This is a genomic window from Nocardia brasiliensis (genome assembly GCF_042691675.1).
Lineage (GTDB): Bacteria > Actinomycetota > Actinomycetes > Mycobacteriales > Mycobacteriaceae > Nocardia > Nocardia brasiliensis_D.
The window spans coordinates 4270076-4287856 of record NZ_CP170507.1 but is presented as its reverse complement, the minus strand read 5'-3'; the positions used below and the strand labels follow the sequence as shown (position 1 = coordinate 4287856).

Here is a 17781-nt window from a genome sequence, read left to right as displayed (position 1 = left end):
ATCCGAATGCGGTGTCAGCAAACATTCAGACGCCTGATCCCGCACGTGCGCTTGCAAATCGATCGTGCAGATGTGCTTGCATCTGAAAGGTACGGAGACCTAAACTCAGTCCCGCAACGCTTTATAGGGGACAACCAGGGGAGGCCGCATGGGCGAGCCGAAGGCCGAAGTCGCCGTGGGTCCGCCGCCGCCAAACGTCAGGGGCGTTCTGATGAACCAACCACTTTCCGGCGGCCGGCTCGGAATAGCCGACGCCGCACTGGTCGACCAGCCAGCGAACGGTATAAAAATGAGCACACCGTCGGCCCGAAGTGGCCACAGGAACACCGCGTACTCGCGGGAAACCGCCGTCGCGTTCGTCATCGATGCCGTCGAGTCCAAAGGTGCGGCCACCCGGCACGATTTCGATATCGACCGGATCGTCACCACGGCGCACGATGTGGTCGACGACTGGGACTTCCACACACTGCAGCCGTCGACGTTCTGGCGGATAGCGTCCAGCTTTATCAAGCAGTGATACTTCCGGGCATCTCGATGTCCGGTGGACGCCGAATTGCCTTGTACCGCAAGCCCTGAGCCAACTTGCTCCACTGGCGATGATCTACCCTCGGGCGCAGGGTTTGCGGTACAAGGCACTGAGGCGACAGAGGTCGTCGAGCTGCCCGATGATGCTCGCACCGAAATACCTGGTGCGCGTACTGAATTGACTCGCGCCCGCGCTGAATGACCTCGCGCCCGCGCTGAATGACCTCGCGCCCGCGCTGAAGGAAGTAGCGTCCACGCCCGATGTCGGCAGGACGGCCGCGTCGAATTATCGAGTGGCCGTACCGAATCGGCGCTCGATGTCCGCGCCGAATCGGCCGACGCCGACGACCATGGATCCCGCAGCGCAACCGGCAGCGAGTGACGGCGGACTCCCCCATCGAATCGTCTTGCGCCATAGGCTCGTACTTCTCTGCTCGCCCCCCAGGCTCTCGGTTCCCGGTACGGCACAGGTGCGTGCGGCGGCCCATTCTCGCCCGTCCATGGCGCTGCCGACACCATCAGGCGCCGCGCATCACGCGGCAGCCCAGGCGAATACTCGCCCTCGGCGGAATTGTGGCGCACAGCGCCCGAGCAGCCCCGCGCCGCGCAGCGAGACGTGGGCCGCGTTCCAGTGCACCACGGCCGACTTCGTGACGCGTGGTGTCCTGGTTGTTCATCGGTATTGACGTGTGCCGGCATGATCCCCTCACCGGGTGATCAGTAACCTTCGGCGTACCTACCGAGGATCTCGATCGACTTCTCCGGCCGTTCGGCCTGGACGCTCAATCGGTCCATGACCGACAGGTACAGCGCGAGGTCTTGCCGGCGATCCAGATACAGCGCACTCGTCAGGTGCTCGAGATACACGATGTCCGGCAGCTCGGGCTCGGCGAAGCGCAAGATGCTGAACGAGCTGCCCGCGGCGGCATGTTCACCCGCCGAGTAGGGCAGCACCTGGACCGTCACGTTCGGCAGTTTGGCCAGCCGCATCAGATGTTCCATCTGTTCGCGGTGCACCCGCGGCCCGCCGACCGGCCGATGCAACGCAGCCTCGTCGATCACTGCCCAGACGATCGGCGGATCCGACCGATGCAGAATCTCTTGCCTGCGTTGCCGTACCTGGACTCGCCGATCGGTGTCGGCGTCCTCGTACCCCAGCGCCACCACTGCCCTGGCGTATTCAGGGGTTTGCAGCAATCCCGGGACAAGATGCGCCTCGTAGGTACGAATCTTGCTCGCCGCCTGCTCGAGGCCGAGGTAGGTGCCGAACCACTGCGGCAGCAGATCACTGTAGCGATGCCACCAGCCGGGCTCGTTCGCCTGCCTGGCCAGATCGAGAAACCGTTCCCGCTCTTCGGCCTCGTCGACGCCGTACAGCGTCAGCAGGTCCCGGATGTCACGTTCTTTGAAACCGGTGCGGCCCAACTCGAGACGACTGATCTTCGCATGCGACCCACGGATGGCGTCGCCCGCTGCCTCACGGGTGATGCCTTTCGCCTCCCGGAGCCTGCGCAACTGACCGCCCAGTGCGATGCGCAGCACTGTCGGGCCACGTTCCGCGACAACGGAATCCAGCCGACCATCGTCATCGGGTTCAGCGATCATTGAGTTCGTCTCCGATACTCGGGGGTTGCCCACAGTGTGTCACAACCACCTGTCGCGAAACACACCGCACCGATCGCTTATGTTACCGCTCAACTCGTCAGATAGTCGAACTCCCCGGCCTTCGCGCCGCGGACGAACGCATCGATTTCCGGGCGGGTGTAGAAGAGCACGCCGCCTTCCGGATCCCGCGAGTTACGTACAGCTACCTGGCCGTTGGTCGCCTCGGCGACTTCGACGCAGTTCCCGCTCGGATTGCTGTAGGTGCTCTTGCGCCAGGTACCGGTGATCTTGTTGGTGGATGTATCCGACATTTTTCCCCACTCCTCGGTTACGCCAGTTTTGGGTGAACAGTTCGTGCAGATGCACGCTCAAACGTTCTTGCATTTGCACCAACGCTTTGGACGATAGCACGAAGTTCGCCGCTGCGCCCCTACTAATTCGGACCATCCGGTTCGGGATGTGACGCACGAGTGTTTCGCCAACGAACCGGCTGCTCAGCTCGCTGATCACCGCTCTCCGGCAGACGCGAAACTGGTACTGCGCAAGCAGATCCGATGTACCAATCGTTCGCGCCAGCCCCGCTCCGCACCCGTGCGGCGCACCGCTACTTCGCGGCGCGAGACGCCCCCTCGCGCCGAAAAGGACGGTAGAGCCGTGATCTGGACAGGCATCCCGCTCTCCGCGCACCCCCGATGGCACGCACCCGTCAAGGGCCCTGACCAATGCCCCGAAAGCTTGGACCCACATATACGGCGTCGTGCCATCGGACAGCTACCTCGCCATATGGGACAGCAGCGATGACAGCCGAACTGCGTCAAGCTCTACGAGCGCTACCCCGGAACCGGTGGCGCGCCCCATGTTCCGCAACACCAAAAAGAGAACCGCGGCGTTTTCGACCAACCAGAACTGATGTGGCAAGGCTCCATTTCGATCTCTCAATGGCCACCCACCGCCATGAAAGCCCCTCTGACCGGGCCATCTCCGAAAACGGTGCGGTCGGCCGAAAAGCCATCACCTGTTGGAGGACTGAAATGACGGCCGTTCACGAACGCCGTTGGGCCCGGATTCAACTCACGTTCATCGTGTTCGTCTGTGCAAATGTACTTGCATCTGTAAGCGACGGCAGCATAGACTTGGCCCCATATCGGGGAGGTACGCAGGGAGTTCGAGCCGGCGGCGCCTACACAGCAACCTCCCCACACGCCACACGCGAGGGGCGGTCGAATGAGCCAGCCATTCCGGACTCCCCGCCGGGTCGCCGTCATCGGCACCGGCGTCGAGACCCTGCGGCAGTGTCCCGCTACGGGCCCGGTATCCGATTGCGGTGTCGAACCCCCCGGCCTCACCTACCGGCTGGCGCGCGACATCCTGTCCGCCCACGAGGTCCACGGCCCCCAGTGCAGGCAGTGGCTGGCCGCAGCCGCCTACCTCTCAGCCGGTCTCGACGACGAGTAAAACCTCCGAATCAATTGGCGGACAACGGTGTTCGCCGCGTGACACATTCGTTGCAACGTAGCGCGAACGCACGCCGATATCTCGAAACAGTGGTAGGTCACAAACGGGTTACCGCACAATGCCGTAGGCTCCCAATAGATCTCACCGATAACACACCACGCGCAGCACCCTTTCGTATAGTGAGCCGAACGATTCGGGCACAGTTCTATTACGCCCGACGTGGCAATGGAGCGACCCGAATGACCTTCTCCGCGCTGGATATGTCCGCTGGTTCCTCCGACGCGGCACTCGAAATCGGCGGCCAGCCGGCTTCGGTGCCACTACAGAACACCGACCGCGTCGCCTCGCGGATGGTCGGCTACTTCGCCACCTGCATGGCACCGTGCCGCACCCTGCCGGGCGAGCAATTGCGCGGAGACGTCACCAAGGTCACCCGCAGCTGCCTGGCCTTGGTCGCCGAAATGTTCGACCGCCGCACCGTGCCCGGCGACGAGCAGCTCGGCGAGGTACGCGAGGCCGCCACCCAATGGGCCAGAGAAGGCGTACCGCTCAGCACCATCCTGCGTGGATATCACGAAGGGGTGCGCATCGCGTTCGGTCTGGTCACCGCGCCCGCCAGAGCCGACGACGTCGACGAGCTGCTGGTCGCCACCGACCTCATGCTGGAACTGCTGGAGGCGGTCACCGCCGCAGTGGCCGATGCCTACGTCGACGAACAGCATCTCGTCGCCAAGGAACACCAGACCGCGGCACAAACCCTCGCCTCGGCCCTGCTGAGCGGACGGGGCAGCTCGGCACTCGCCCGACAGGCGGGCATCCCGATCGCCGACTCGTATCAGGTAGTGGCCCTGTCCCTTTCGGAGCATCCGGACGAACGCGATCCGCGGGTCGACGCGCACGTCGCGGCCCGGCGCAAGCTACGCAGGCTGCAATCCGCGCTGGCCACCGTGTTCGTCTCGCGCGCGCTGGCGCTACTCAGCACCAAGGGCGGCACCATGCTCATCCCGGTAGATGAAAGCACCGACGCCATGATGACCGCCGAGACGTTGGCGCGACTAGCCGAGGCCGCGGAGGTCCCGCTCACCGCGACAGTCGTCGCCAGCGATACCGACGAGGTGCCCGAGTCGGCCGATCAGGCGCATGAACTACTCAATCTGGTTCGCGTCGGTGGCAAGCCCCCTGGCCTCTATCAGATGGCCGACTTGGCGGTGGAGTACCAACTGACCCGCGGCGGACCGGCGACCCGGCGCATCGCCACCATCCTCGATCCGCTCGAAGCGCATCCCGAGCTGTTCGAAACCATGCGCGCCTATCTCGGCAACGATATGAACCGCCAGCTCACCGCGCGTCAGCTCTACGTGCATCCGAACACCGTCGACTACCGGCTGCGCCGCATCGCCCAGCTCACCACGGTCGACCTGGCCACCTCGGCGGGAATTTCCCAGGCGGCCATCGCCCTGCTCGCCCGGGACCTGGACCACAGTGTCACCCGGCGTTTGTGATCGCCACGTGACCTGTAACGGATTCGTGCTGGTCACCAGGCGATCGACTTGGGATCCTGAAACTGCCGCGGACGTCTGGATGGTGAAGTATGCGAATAGCCGAAATCTTGCGCAGAAAAGGTAGCGACGTCGCAATGGTCGCGCCCGACACAACAGTTCGGAGCCTGCTGGCCGCCTTGGCCGAGCGCAACATAGGCGCGGTTGTCGTGTCACGTGACGGCGAAGGGATCGTCGGGATAGTCTCCGAACGCGACGTCGTGCGCAGCCTGCACGCGCGCGGCGCGGAGCTGCTCGACACCCCGGTGTCGGAGATCATGACCACCGACGTGCGCACCTGCGCGCCCGACGACCTGGTCGACGGGCTGCGAAACACCATGACCGAGCATCGAATTCGGCATCTGCCCGTCGTCGACAAGGGCCGGATGATCGGCATCGTCAGCATCGGCGATGTGGTGAAGAGCGCCATTTCGGAACTGACGACCGAACGTCAGCACCTGGTCGAATACTTGCAGGGCAAGTACTGATCCAGCCGCCGGCTACACCCCGCCGAGGTCTGCGGACAGCCAGTGCTCGGGCCGCAGGTAGACCACGACCTGCGCACCGAAGCCTGCCGCCTGCTTCAGGTACGCCTCGGCCGCGTCGCCGCTCAGGTAGCGGTGAACCAGCTCGAGGTGCAGTTCGTCGGTCATCGGCTCGACCCTGGAGACCGGACCTTCGACCGTCACATACCGAACGGTCGGCTCTGTCCGGTGCACCATCAGGGTGAACCGACCGGCCTCCTTGATCGCCCGCATTTTCTGCGATTCCGCGCCGGTCAGCACCCATGGCTCGGCGCCGGGCTGGTACTGGTACCAGATGGGCACGGTGAGCGGCCCGCGACCGGAGGCACCGGCCACGGAGAACGCCGCGACGTGCGGCTGTGCGAGGAACTCTTGACGCTCGTTCAAGGTCAATGCCATGACTCCCACCCTAGTGCGTCAAAGCCGTTGCCCACGAGAAACCTTCGAAGACCTTACGAAAAGTGCGTATCGTTGGGAGCGTCCAGCGCACCTTGTGAAGCGCTTTTGCGGAGGGAGCGTCATTGCGATCCCATGCCTCGAGGTCGCATTTCGCGCGGCCGTCCGACGCGCGATTATCGTCGGCGTCGACACCGATGCCCCCCGACCTCCGCAAGCTCTTCCCCGCCCTCGCCGAATCCACCGAGATCTATCTGGACAGCGCCGCGACCACGCAGAAGCCGCTGCCGGTCATCGAGACCATTCACCGTTATCACAGCTCACGAACCGCCAATGCCGGGCGCGGCACCTATCCGTGGGCGACCAGTCTCAGCACCCGATTGAGCAGAATCCGGGACCGCACCGCGGCCTTCATCGGCGCCGAGCACCCCGACGAGGTCGTCTTCACCAGCGGCGCCACCGCCGCGCTCAACGCGGTCACCCTGTCCTGGGGGCTGGCGGTGCTCGAGGATGGCGACGAAATCCTGTACAGCCCAGCCGATCACGCGTCGAATGTGCACCCGTGGCACCACCTGCGCGGTCTGCTCGCCCGTTTCGGCCGCCGCATCGAGCTGGTCCCCTATCGAGTGACAGATGTCGGCGAGGCGGACACCGCGGACATCCTCGCCAAGGTCACCCCGCGCACCCGGTTGATCACCACCAGCCACCTGCACCACGTCTACGGCGGTCTGACCACGCTGGAGGAACTGCGCGGTCTGCTCGATCCCGAGATCCTGCTGTGCTTCGACTGCAGCCAGAGCGGCGGCCATCTGCCGGTGGATGTCACCGCGCTGGGCGCGGACTTCGCGATCTTCGCCGCGCACAAGATGTTCGGGGCACCGGGTACCGGAATCCTCTACTGCCACAGGCGTGTTCACGATAGGCTGGTGCCTTTCCTGCCCGGCGGCAATTCGGGGGTGCTGGTGAGCGAGGCCGGGCTGATGCCGGAAGCGATGCCCGCGTTACTCGAGGGCGGAACGCACAATGTCCCCGGCGTGCTCGCGCTCGGCAGCGCGCTCGAGGTGCTCGAGTCGTTCGACGTCGGCGCCATCGCCGCGCACAATCGCGAGCTGACGTTGCGGCTGATCGACGGCCTGCGCCCCATCCACGGCCTCGAATTCCTGCCCGGTCCGGCGTACGCGCCCTGCGCGGTCGGCTACGGCATCGTGTCGTTCACGCTCGACGGCATCTCGGCGACCGACCTCGGATTCGTGCTGAGCGAACTGGGTTTCCTGGTCCGCACCGGGCTGCACTGCACGGTGGCCGACGCGCCGACAGCGGACGCGGGCTCCGACGACTCGGTGCGGGTCAGCACGCACATCTACAACACCGCCGACGAGATCGACCGATTCACCAAGTGCGTCATGACGATTGCCGAGGAGGTCAGATGACTATGGACACCCCGCGCTACGACCGCCGGGCCGCGTCCCGGGTGCTCGCCGGGCTGGCACAGCCGGGGCTGTTCGCGGCGCCGGTGCCCATCCCCGAGCGACGCCGGTTCGAATTCACTCGCACCGCACTGCATACCGAGCCGAACAGCCACCTCACCTATTCGCAGCGGCTGTATCTGGAGCGGTTCATGCGCCCCTGCCGCTCGTATCAGGTCACCAGCGCTACCCATCGGATCACCTGGACCGACAGCGACGGCATCCCCAATACCGGTCACTATCGGGTGGACGGCCTCGGCCCGCTGGTGCCCATCGCCATGCGCGAGACCGTGCTCGCCCTCTGGCATGCTCTCGCTGCGAATACCGCTTTCGCCGAACGCATTTCGGCACTCGGTCCGCGTGAGCACGCGGTACTGGCCGGCACCACCACCGACCACGAGCCGATGGACATCTTCCGGGTCGGCATCGAAGCCGCCGGTCGGGCGCTCGCCCAGCACTCCCTGCTCGCGCGGCAGACGCCGTACCGCGGCGCGGCCGAATTCGCTTGCGGCATGCGCGAATCCGGTCTCTTCTCGGCCGTCGCCACCCGCTGGTATTGGGAGCTACAGGCGTCCACCTACCGGCGCGGGATGATCCCGGTAACGCTGATCGCCCAGCCCGACGGCACGGTGCGCTACTCCGCCGAGACCGTGGCGACGCTGCGCGCGATGAAGGACGCGACCATCTCCGACGCCCACACGGTGATGCGTCGCGCCACCCATGTCGAGGGAATGAGCGTGCAGGAGGCGATCGCCAAGTACCACGAGGATCTGGACCTGATCTCGCGCCAGTACGCGCTGCTGCCCGCGGGCACCCGCCCCGCCTGCCTGGCCGCGATGCCGCACCACCTCGGCGGCGGGCACTACAGCATCCTGCCGGTGGTGATCGATCAGTTCGTCGCGGTGTTCACCGAGGTCGCCGAGCGGTGTGCGCTCGTCGAGGTGAGCGCCGACCTGGACGGCGACGACGCCGATCGCGCGGCCACCGCCGAGGACCGGGTCTTCTACGTGCCGGATATGACCTGCAAGCACTGTGTTCGGACGATCGGCGGGGTGCTGGAGTCGATGGACATCCGGGTGGTCGAGATTGATCTGATCACCAAGCGGGTGGTCGCCGAGTTCCGCAGTCCGCGCAATCGGGCCAGGGCGTTCGAGGCCATCCGGGACGGCGGCTACAACCCCGTCGCCGATAAACCCGACAGCGCGCCCAAGGGTGCCGTGCCCGCACAGCCGTCGGAAACCGCGGTATGACGGCACCGCTACCGGCGCTACCCGCGAAGATCCATCCGCTGGTACGCGCCTTTCTCGATACCCCGGACGCCGTGGACGAGGCGCTGATCCGGTTCGGCTCGCCGGTGCATCTGCTGTTCCCGCAGGTCTACGCGGAGAACCTGAGGCGATTCCGCGCGGTGCTCGATCGCAGGCTGCCACGGCACCGAATCTGCTACGCGCACAAGGTCAACCAGTCGCGCGCTTTCGTACGCACCGCCGAACACGCCGGAATTTCCATCGACGTCGCCTCGCCACAGGAATTGGCCGCCGCGGTGGGTGCGGGCTTCGGCCCCATGCGGATCGAGGTGACCGGGCCGAAAGGCGAAGTGTTCCTGCGGGATCTGATCGACTGCGGCGTCACGATCAACGTGGACAATCTGTGGGAACTGCGGCGGATCGCCGAGCTGGCCGGGGACCGCGCCAAAGTGCCGGTGCTGCTCCGGGTTTCCGGATTCGACGAGGCACAGGTGAGCCGGTTCGGTGTGCCGCTGGCGCACATCCAGCGTGCCTTCGATGTGCTTTCGGCCCACCGTAGCCGGATCGCGTTACTCGGCTTCGCTTTTCATCTCGACTCCGGTGACATCGGCGAACGGATCCGCGCGATCGAGGCATGTCTGGCGCTGATCGAACGCGCCTACGGTTACGGGCTCACGCCGTCGGTGCTGAATATCGGCGGCGGGTTCCGCCAGGTCTTCACCGCCGACGCCGATCGATTCGACCACTACGTGCACGTACTGCGGGAATCGCTGCTCGGCCGCGGTGAGCCGATGAGCTGGGGCAGCAACACCTTCGGCTATCACGTGGCAGGCGGCGCGGTGCACGGAACACCGATTTTCCACAAGTACGCCAACACGATTCCGGCGACTACCATGCTCGACGATCTGCTCACCGCCCCGCTGGAGCGACACGGCGGGCGCACGGTCGCCGAGCTGGCCTCGGACAATCTCCTGGACGTGTGGCTGGAGCCGGGCAAGGCACTGGTCGACCAGGCCGGGGTGACGGTGGCCAGGGTCGACTTCGTCAAGGAACTCGCCGACGGCAGCGTCCTGGTGAATGTCGATCTCAGCCGCGACTCGGTGACTCCGGCCGATCAGGAGGTGATGGTCGATCCGGTCATCCTGCCCACTACCGCGCACCGTCCGTCCCCTGCCGTCCCGGTCGACGGGACGGTGGTGCCGACGCGCGGGGCGGGCGACACCTCGCCGAGCCTGCACCCGGTGACCGAAACCGGGCCTGTCGGTGTGTATTTCGCCGGGCGTCTCTGCCTGGAGCGGGATCTGATCACCAATCACAAGGTCTGGCTGCCGGAGCGGCCGCGCCCCGGCGATCTGGTGGTCTTCCCGAATACCGCCGCCTATCACATGGATCTGTCGGCGGCGACGGCCTCGATGCGGCCACCGCCGATCAAACTGTCGGTCGCGCACCGGGCGGGCAGCTTCCAGGTCTACCGCGACCTGGACTATGAACCGCACCTGCCGGTCGGGTTGCCGCCGCAACGCCGCACCCCACCGCACGGACCGTGGCGCCCGCCGATGCCGCGCCGACCCACCGGGGCGCCCTGATGCGCTACGACCACATCACCGAGCTCATCGGCAATACGCCCCTGCTGCGGCTCGATCCCGCCGTGCACGGCCTGCCCGACGTCGAGCTGTACGCGAAGCTGGAGTCGCACAATCCCTTCGGCTCGGTCAAGGACCGGGTGGCGTGGGGCATGATCCGCGACGACCTCGACCACATCCTGGCCAACGGGCAGACCTTCATCGAGGCGTCGAGTGGCAATACCGCCAAGGCACTACGGATCCTGGGCGCCATCCACGGCATCGGGCTGCGCGCGGTCACCAACCGGATCAAGGTCGCCGAGGTCCGCGAGCTGTTGCAGCTGTTCGACACCGACATCGTCGAATTGCCCGGACTGTCCGAGTGCCCGGACCCGACGACACCGAACGACGTGTACTCGGTGATCGAGGCGACCATGGCCCAGCATCCTGGCGCTTACCATCACCCGTCGCAGTACACCAACGAGAAGAACATCGAAGCGCATCACCACGGCACCGGCCGGGAGATCCACGAGGACCTGGCGGCCGACGGCATCACCAGGGTCGACTACCTGATCGGCGGCCTGGGCACCACGGGTTCGACCAGAGGCGCTGCCACCTATCTGCGCAAGCACAATCCCGAATTGCGCACCGTCGCCGTGGTTTCCGGTCGCACCGACTTCATTCCCGGGATCCGCTCGGAGAGCGAGATGTGGGATGTCGGCCTGTTCCAGCCCGACTTCTACGACGACATCGTGACCGTCGAGGCCGGGGATGCGGTGGACGCCACCCTTCGGCTCGCCACCGGGTACGGCATCCTGGCCGGGCCGACCAGCGGCGCCAGCTACGCGGCCGCCCTGGACACCCTTGCGGCAGCAGCGGATTCGGCACAGCGGACGGACGGACCGATCGTCGCGGTGTTCATCGTCTGCGACCGGCTGGAACCGTACCTGTCCTACATCAAGAAGCGCAGGCCGGAGCTGTTCGGTCGCGCCGAGCGCCGACCACCGCCGACACCCGCGGAATTGGCTGCCACACCGACCCTTTCGCCCGCCGAGCTGGCCGAGTTGGAGCGCACCGGCAAGCCGACGATCGTCGATACCCGCGGCGCGATGGCCTACCGGATCGGGCACGTGCCCGGTGCGCTCAATATTCGCGACGATCAGCTCGACGAGATGTTCGCGCAGGGCATTCCGTTCCCCCGCTCCCGACCGGTGGTGTTCGTCTGCCCGGTGGGTGAGGTGTCGCTGCGGTTCGCCGGTCGCGCGCAGCAGGCGGGGTACGACGCCGCGAGCCTGGCCGGTGGGATCGTTGCCTGGCGGGATGCCGGGCTACCGCTGGAAAGTGGCAAATGACGCGCGGAGGACGTCCGCCATTCCGCGCGTGTCTCGTTCGCGTCGCGCGGAAACTACAGGGAGCGCAGAACCGGCGCTGCTTCCCGATCCACGTCCGAAAGAGATGATTCATGTTCCGGTCGAAGAAATCCGTTGCCGCCGCGCTGACCTCCTTCAGCGCCATGACCGCCGCCGTCGTGCTCGCCGCACCCGCCGCACCCGCCGCGGTCACCGCCATCGGCCTGGCGCCAGGGATGAGTTTCGGCACCTCCACCGCCTACGGCACGAACTGCACCTACATCGCGACGGCAACCGCCACGCCCGGCGATGTCATCGGATTCGTCGACCCCCTGGGCACTTTCGATCCCGCGGGCTGGATCACCGTCCCGTCCTCGGGCACCGTGACCGCGAAGTGGACACCGCTGGTCCCCGGTAACCACACCGTCTACGCGGTGCACAGTTCGAACGCGTGGGTGTCGACGGCGGCCACCGTCGGCAACGGCGTCAACCTCGGCTTCGCCTGCGTCGTGCTGCCCTGAGCGACTGGTCGGCCCGGTTTTCGGCGAGATCCGCGGTGTGGTGCGGGTCGGCGGGCTCGCCGCCGATCACGCACTAGTCTGGTGCGGTGCAATCAGGCCAGGAAACAGACGACGACGCGGGCCCGCGGATCTGGGGCGGCACGACCCTCACCGAGCGCAGGGAGGCGCGCCGCACCGCGCTACTGGAGGCCGCACTGGATCTGATCGGTGAGGCGGGCGCGAGCGGGGTGACCATGCGCGCGGTGTGCCGCCGGGCCAACCTCACCGACCGGTACTTCTATGAGAGCTTCACCAGCCGCGACGAACTGCTCGACGTGCTCTACCGGCAGGTCGCCGAGGAGTTCCTGCAGCCGATGACCGCGTTCGCCGCGACCGACGAACCGTCCCGCGACCGCGAACTGGCGCGGATCCTGGTCGACAAGGTGCTCGCCGACCCGCGCAAGTCCCGGCTGTTCCTGGTCGAGCCGTACTCCAGCACCGGCCTCGGCCAGACCACCATCTCGGTGATGCCGGTGTTCACCCGGCTGATGCAGGACCACCTGTTCGCGCACATCGACGACCCGGTCAAGCGCAGGCTCGCCGCGGTGACCATGGCCAGTGGCAACGCGGGCATGTTCTCCGCCTGGCTCAACGGCTCGCTGCGGGCCACCCGGGACGAGATCGTCGATCACTGCGTCGCGGTCATCACCGCTTACCGCTCGCTGTACAAGTCCTGAAACCGCGACGGCCGCTCCGCCGCAACGGAATTGGGCAGCGGCTGCGACCGTGATCACATCCGGGTTGCCAATATTTCCATTCGGGTGTTTACTTGCCAGCGCAAGGTGCCGATCGTTCGCTGAGGCTCCTTCACGGAAACAGGCCAGCGACCCCGAACGTCGAGAGACGCCCCGGGTCAGGACAGATCTCCCCGGCTTAAGGGGTGATCCCGATTGGCTCCCGGTCCCCCGGGTTCACGCCGTGAAGTGCCAAAGGTCTTACGAGGAGGGGCGCTCACCGGCGTTTTTGCCGGGTTCTCCTGCTGCGCTCTGCAACGATCGAACAAACAACGCCCGGCTTCGCCGTGCGCCGAGAGACGAGGGAGGTGAGCCGGATGCCCGGCGGTAATAGTCCGTATCCCCAATTTGCCAAATATTCACCCGGCGACACCTCAACAGCCGATTCCGTTTCGGGACAAGCCCCGTAACCTGCTGTTTTCGACGGTGCGCTGACATGTTCAGGGAGTGCGGTCATGACAACAGTGGAGATGATCCTCCGGCTGCTCACCGGCGTCGGCCTCGGCGCCGTCATCGGCTTCGAGCGGCAGTATCGGGCCCGAATGGCGGGGCTGCGCACCAATGCGCTCGTCGCCGTCGGCGCCACCTTGTTCGTGCTGTTGTCGGCGCACGGCTTCCACGGCGAAGTCGCCGACCCGACGCGTGTCGCGGCGCAGATCGTGTCCGGAATCGGCTTCCTGGGCGCCGGGGTGATCATCCGCGACGGACTCAACGTGCGCGGGCTCAACACCGCGGCCACGCTGTGGTGCGCGGCGGCGGTCGGCGCACTGGCCGGCGCGGGCATGTTCGGCACGGCCGCGGCGGGCACGGTCGCCGTGGTCGGGGTCAACGTCGCACTGCGCGCCGCGGGCCGCGCCGTCGACCGGCAGCCGGAAGCCGGTCACGAACAACCCGCTTCCTACGCGTTCGTCGCCGTCACCAACGACGCCAACGAGGCGCACGTGCGCGCCCTGCTGGTGCAGGCGCTGACCCGCACCGACTTCCAGCTGATCTCGATCTCCAGCGCCAATACCGGCACCCCGGGCCGGGTCGAAGTGCGCGCCGAGCTGTTCGGCGACCAGCGCGACGACCGCCAGATGGAGACCGCGGTGAGCAGGCTCAGCCTGGAACCGTCGGTGACCAGCGTCGGCTGGCACATCGCCGCGACAGATGCGAAGGGACCGCAGGCATGACTCTGTTGCGTTCCTTCCCCTCCCGTAGTGCGCTCGATCGGCCACGCAACCGGTTCGCCGATGTCGTCGTGTTCGTCGGCGCGGCGGTGCTGATCTGGCTGATCGTGCGGGTCTCGGCAAGTGCGAATGTGCCGTTCGACGAGGCCGACGCGCCCGCGACGGTGTCCACCGATCCCGATCAACTCCCCTACTACGCGGCGCGCTCGCTGCTGCGGATGTTCGCCGCGCTGGGGCTGTCGATCGTGTTCACCTTCGTGTACGCGACGGCGGCGGCGCGATTGCGCCGGGCACGCACGGTGCTGCTGCCGCTGCTCGACATCCTCCAGTCGGTGCCGATCCTCGGGTTCCTGTCGATCACTGTCGCCGGGTTCATCGCACTATTTCCCGGCTCGGAGCTCGGCCTCGAAAGCGCCGCCATCTTCGCGATCTTCACCTCGCAGGCCTGGAACATGGCGTTCGCGTTCTACCACAGCCTGGCCTCCCAGCCGCGTGAGCTGGACGAGGCGGCGCGCAACCTGAGACTGTCACGCTGGCAACGGTTCTGGCGCGTCGACGTGCCGAGCGGCATGATCCCGCTGGTCTGGAACGGGATGATGAGTTTCGGCGGCGGCTGGTTCTTCCTGGTCGCGTCCGAGGCGATCAGCGTGAACAACCACAAGTACGTGGTGCCCGGCATCGGCTCCTATGTCGCGACCGCGACCCGAGACGGCGATCTCGGCAAGGTGTTCATCGCGATCGGTGTCATGATCGTGATGGTCGTCGGCGTGAACTTCCTGTTCTGGCGACCGCTCACGGCGTGGTCTGAGCGGTTCCGGGTGGAGGACACCGAAGCCGCCGAGGCGCCGCGCAGCCTGATGCTGAATCTGCTGCGCCGCTCGCACGTTCCGCTGCTGCTCGGCAAGGTATTCGGCCCGCTGGTCGCGCCGATGGACCGGGCGATGAGTGTGTTCGGACTGGCCGAGCATCCACTGCACACGCCGCCGATCCGGCGCCGCGCCGGTGACGTGCTGTTCGCCGCGGTGGTCGCGGTGCCGATCGGCTACGGCGCCTACCGGGTTGTCGACTACATCGAATCGACCGCGGGCTTCGGCGAAGTCGCGCATGCCTTCGGACTCGGGTTCCTGACCCTGCTGCGGGTCGTGGTGCTGCTGGTGCTGGCCACCGTGGTGTGGGTGCCGATCGGGGTGTGGATCGGGTTGAACCCCAAGGTTTCCCGGCTCGCGCAGCCCGTGGTGCAGGTGCTGGCCAGCTTCCCGGCCAACTTCCTGTTCCCGTTCATCACCGCCGTACTCGTCTGGAGCGGAGCCAGTTTGAACTGGGCGGGCACCATTCTGATGGCGTTGGGCGCGCAGTGGTACATCCTGTTCAACGTCATCGCGGGTGCCAGCGCGGTACCCAACGATCTGCGCGAGGCCGCCGCCAATCTGCAACTACCGCGAAACCTGTGGTGGCGCAAGCTGATCCTGCCCGCCATCTTCCCCAGCTACGTGACCGGCGGGATCACCGCGGCCGGTGGCGCCTGGAACGCCTCCATCGTCGCGGAAGTCGTGCAGTACGGATCGACCACCCTGGTGGCCGCGGGCCTCGGCTCCTATATCGCCGAGGCGACCGAGGCCGGTGATTCCCCGCGCATCCTCATCGGCGTGCTCGTCATGAGCATCTACGTGGTCGGTATCAACCGACTGTTCTGGCGGCGGCTCTACGCACTGGCCGAACGGCGGTACTCGCTGTGAACACCGGCTACCTCTGCATTCGTTCGACGGGAGACCGATCATGACCGTGACCACCACCCAGGCCGACCGCGATGTGCTCCTGGACATCTCGGGTGTCGGCAAGCGATTCACCGGCGCCGCCGGTGACGAGTTGCGGGTGCTCGACGGTATCGATCTGCAACTGCGCAGCGGCGAAATCGTCGCGCTGCTGGGGCGTTCCGGCTCCGGCAAGTCCACCCTGCTGCGGATCATCGCGGGCCTCATCGCGCCGTCCGATGGCGAGGTGACCTATCGGGGCACCCCACTCAACGGCAGCAACCCCGGTGCCGCGCTGGTGTTCCAGTCGTTCGCGCTGATGCCGTGGCTCACCGTGCAGGACAATGTCGAGCTCGGGCTCGCCGCCCGCAATGTGGCGCCCGCCGAACGCCAGCAGCGGGCGCTGGCCGCGATCGACATGATCGGCCTGGACGGCTTCGAATCCGCCTATCCCAAGGAGCTTTCCGGCGGTATGCGCCAGCGGGTCGGCTTCGCCCGCGCGCTCGTGCTGGAACCCGACCTGTTGCTGATGGACGAGCCGTTCTCCGCGCTGGATGTGCTCACCGCGGAGAACCTGCGCACGGAACTGGTGAATCTGTGGGCCACCGAAGGCTTTCCCACCAAGGCGATCTGCGTCGTCACGCACAACATCGAGGAGGCGGTGCAGCTGGCCGACCGGGTGCTGGTGCTGGGCTCCAATCCGGGCCGGATCATCGCCGAAATCGCGGTGCCCCAACCTCGCCCGCGCGACCGGCGGGCACCGTGGTTCGAGGCGATGGTCGACCAGATCTACGGCCTGCTCACCGGTCGCGACACCGAACCCGAAGTCGGCGAACCGGATAAGGCCACGCCCACCGCGCAGCCGCTGCCCGACGCCTCGGTCGGCGGCTTGGCCGGTCTGGTCGAGCTCGTCTATGCCACCGGCGGCCGCGCCGATCTCCCGGACATCGCCGATGAACTGAACTTCGAGATCGACGATCTGCTGCCGCTCGTCGACGCCGCCGAAATGCTCGGTTTCAGCACCGTCGAAGACGGCGACGTGCTGCTCACCGAGATCGGCACCCGGTTCACCACGGCCGACATCCAGGAGAGCAAGCGCATTTTCGCCGAACAGGCCCGCCATCGCGCGCCGTTGGTCCGCACCATCTGTAAGGGACTCGCCGGTAGCTCCGATGGCAGCCTCCGTGCCGGTTTCTTTCTCGACCTGCTCCGCCGCGGCTTCGGGCCCGAAGATGCCCGGCGCCAGCTCGATATCGCGATCGACTGGGGGCGCTACGCCGAGTTGTACGACTACGACACCGATTCCGACAAGATCACCGCAGATCCGGCGGCCCAGATCTTCGCGGGCGTGCGCGGGAAGTGGACCGCGTAGCATCCGGAACACGACCGACGTCGATGCGGGGCAGATTACCTCCGAGGTAATCGACCCCGCATCGTCTGTCGGGAACACTCACCCCATGGCAACGAACACCGCGCCACCACCCCACCCACCCCTGGCCGCCGCCCTGCGCGGCCTGGCCATCGGCCGCATCGTCCTCGGCGCCGCCGCCATCGCGGCACCACGAACACTGGCCGCGGCCTTCCGAATCCGCGCCACACCCGAACTCACCTACATGACCCGCATCTTCGGTGCCCGAGCCATCGCACTCGGCCTCGGCTACCTGACCGCCCCCGCCGCCGAGCGCCCCCGATGGCAACGCCTGTCCCTGCTGGTCGACATCATCGACACCACCCACGGCACCACCCACCTCGCCCGCGGCGACATCCCCCGACCCACAGCCGTCGCCATGGTCACGCTGACCGGTAGCTACATGACCGTCGGCGCCACCCGCCTAGCCCGCGACCTGCTCTAACCGTCCCACTGCCCGCCTCGTCCGGCGCGGGCAACTCGTCGTCGGTC

The 17781-nt window shown here is 66.5% G+C and carries 17 protein-coding genes and 1 riboswitch; of the genes, 14 read left to right on the top strand and 3 right to left on the bottom strand.

Annotated features, from left to right (window positions below):
- Positions 1 to 148 precede the first annotated feature (148 nt).
- Positions 149 to 517, top strand: a complete 369-nt coding sequence (locus tag ACFK0J_RS19740) for a hypothetical protein (protein ID WP_378742411.1) — start codon at positions 149 to 151, stop codon at positions 515 to 517.
- 725 nt (positions 518 to 1242) lie between these two features.
- Here ACFK0J_RS19740 and ACFK0J_RS19735 read toward each other — a convergent pair.
- Entirely contained in the window at positions 1243 to 2130 is an 888-nt protein-coding gene (locus ACFK0J_RS19735; protein WP_378742409.1) for a helix-turn-helix domain-containing protein, read from the bottom strand.
- A gap of 89 nt (positions 2131 to 2219) precedes the next feature.
- Positions 2220 to 2441 carry a DUF397 domain-containing protein gene (locus ACFK0J_RS19730; protein ID WP_218477989.1) on the bottom strand — a complete coding sequence of 74 codons (222 nt, stop codon included), beginning with the start codon at positions 2439 to 2441 and terminating at the stop codon, positions 2220 to 2222.
- A 913-nt stretch (positions 2442 to 3354) separates the two neighbouring features.
- Here ACFK0J_RS19730 and ACFK0J_RS19725 point away from each other — a divergent pair.
- The 3 genes from ACFK0J_RS19725 (at position 3355) to ACFK0J_RS19715 (ending at position 5611) form a co-directional block, all read left to right on the top strand.
- Positions 3355 to 3585, top strand: coding sequence for a hypothetical protein (locus tag ACFK0J_RS19725; RefSeq protein ID WP_218477987.1), 231 nt, complete (start codon positions 3355 to 3357; stop codon positions 3583 to 3585).
- A 239-nt stretch (positions 3586 to 3824) separates the two neighbouring features.
- The gene (locus ACFK0J_RS19720) at positions 3825 to 5087 is read left to right on the top strand and encodes a PucR family transcriptional regulator (RefSeq protein WP_378742406.1); all 1263 of its coding nucleotides are present in this window, start codon (positions 3825 to 3827) and stop codon (positions 5085 to 5087) included.
- A gap of 89 nt (positions 5088 to 5176) precedes the next feature.
- The gene (locus tag ACFK0J_RS19715) at positions 5177 to 5611 is read left to right on the top strand and encodes a CBS domain-containing protein (protein ID WP_378742405.1); all 435 of its coding nucleotides are present in this window, start codon (positions 5177 to 5179) and stop codon (positions 5609 to 5611) included.
- A 12-nt stretch (positions 5612 to 5623) separates the two neighbouring features.
- On the opposite strand, the gene ACFK0J_RS19710 is transcribed toward ACFK0J_RS19715, so the two are convergent.
- Positions 5624 to 6046: a pyridoxamine 5'-phosphate oxidase family protein gene (locus ACFK0J_RS19710; protein ID WP_378742403.1), complete on the bottom strand. Its 423-nt coding sequence runs from the start codon at positions 6044 to 6046 to the stop codon at positions 5624 to 5626.
- A gap of 194 nt (positions 6047 to 6240) precedes the next feature.
- Between ACFK0J_RS19710 and ACFK0J_RS19705 the strand changes: the two genes are divergently transcribed.
- From ACFK0J_RS19705 to ACFK0J_RS19660, 10 genes are all read left to right on the top strand, one after another.
- Entirely contained in the window at positions 6241 to 7473 is a 1233-nt protein-coding gene (locus ACFK0J_RS19705) for an aminotransferase class V-fold PLP-dependent enzyme (protein ID WP_378742401.1), read from the top strand.
- Entirely contained in the window at positions 7470 to 8759 is a 1290-nt protein-coding gene (locus ACFK0J_RS19700) for a heavy-metal-associated domain-containing protein (protein ID WP_378742399.1), read from the top strand. The genes ACFK0J_RS19705 and ACFK0J_RS19700 overlap by 4 nt, the downstream gene beginning before the upstream one ends.
- Positions 8756 to 10342: a decarboxylase gene (locus ACFK0J_RS19695; protein ID WP_378742397.1), complete on the top strand. Its 1587-nt coding sequence runs from the start codon at positions 8756 to 8758 to the stop codon at positions 10340 to 10342. The genes ACFK0J_RS19700 and ACFK0J_RS19695 overlap by 4 nt, the downstream gene beginning before the upstream one ends.
- Positions 10300 to 11670, top strand: coding sequence for a pyridoxal-phosphate dependent enzyme (locus tag ACFK0J_RS19690; protein WP_378742395.1), 1371 nt, complete (start codon positions 10300 to 10302; stop codon positions 11668 to 11670). The genes ACFK0J_RS19695 and ACFK0J_RS19690 overlap by 43 nt, the downstream gene beginning before the upstream one ends.
- A 110-nt stretch (positions 11671 to 11780) precedes the next feature.
- On the top strand, positions 11781 to 12188 hold the full coding sequence (locus ACFK0J_RS19685) for a hypothetical protein (RefSeq protein WP_378742393.1): 408 nt from the start codon (positions 11781 to 11783) through the stop codon (positions 12186 to 12188).
- Positions 12189 to 12274: 86 nt separating this feature from the next.
- Positions 12275 to 12904, top strand: a complete 630-nt coding sequence (locus ACFK0J_RS19680) for a TetR/AcrR family transcriptional regulator (protein ID WP_378742391.1) — start codon at positions 12275 to 12277, stop codon at positions 12902 to 12904.
- A 104-nt stretch (positions 12905 to 13008) separates the two neighbouring features.
- Positions 13009 to 13179, top strand: a riboswitch (M-box (ykoK) riboswitch).
- Between the two features lie 237 nt (positions 13180 to 13416).
- A complete protein-coding gene (locus tag ACFK0J_RS19675) occupies positions 13417 to 14133 on the top strand; it encodes an MgtC/SapB family protein (RefSeq protein ID WP_378742389.1) in 717 nt (238 codons plus the stop codon).
- Positions 14130 to 15866 (top strand): ABC transporter permease, encoded by a 1737-nt coding sequence (locus ACFK0J_RS19670; protein WP_378742387.1) that lies wholly within the window; start codon positions 14130 to 14132, stop codon positions 15864 to 15866. Before ACFK0J_RS19675 ends, ACFK0J_RS19670 begins: the two co-directional genes overlap by 4 nt.
- Before the next feature lie 40 nt (positions 15867 to 15906).
- Positions 15907 to 17253: an AAA-associated domain-containing protein gene (locus ACFK0J_RS19665; protein WP_378742385.1), complete on the top strand. Its 1347-nt coding sequence runs from the start codon at positions 15907 to 15909 to the stop codon at positions 17251 to 17253.
- An 85-nt stretch (positions 17254 to 17338) separates the two neighbouring features.
- Positions 17339 to 17734, top strand: a complete 396-nt coding sequence (locus ACFK0J_RS19660) for a hypothetical protein (protein ID WP_378742383.1) — start codon at positions 17339 to 17341, stop codon at positions 17732 to 17734.
- The last annotated feature ends 47 nt before the right edge of the window (positions 17735 to 17781 follow it).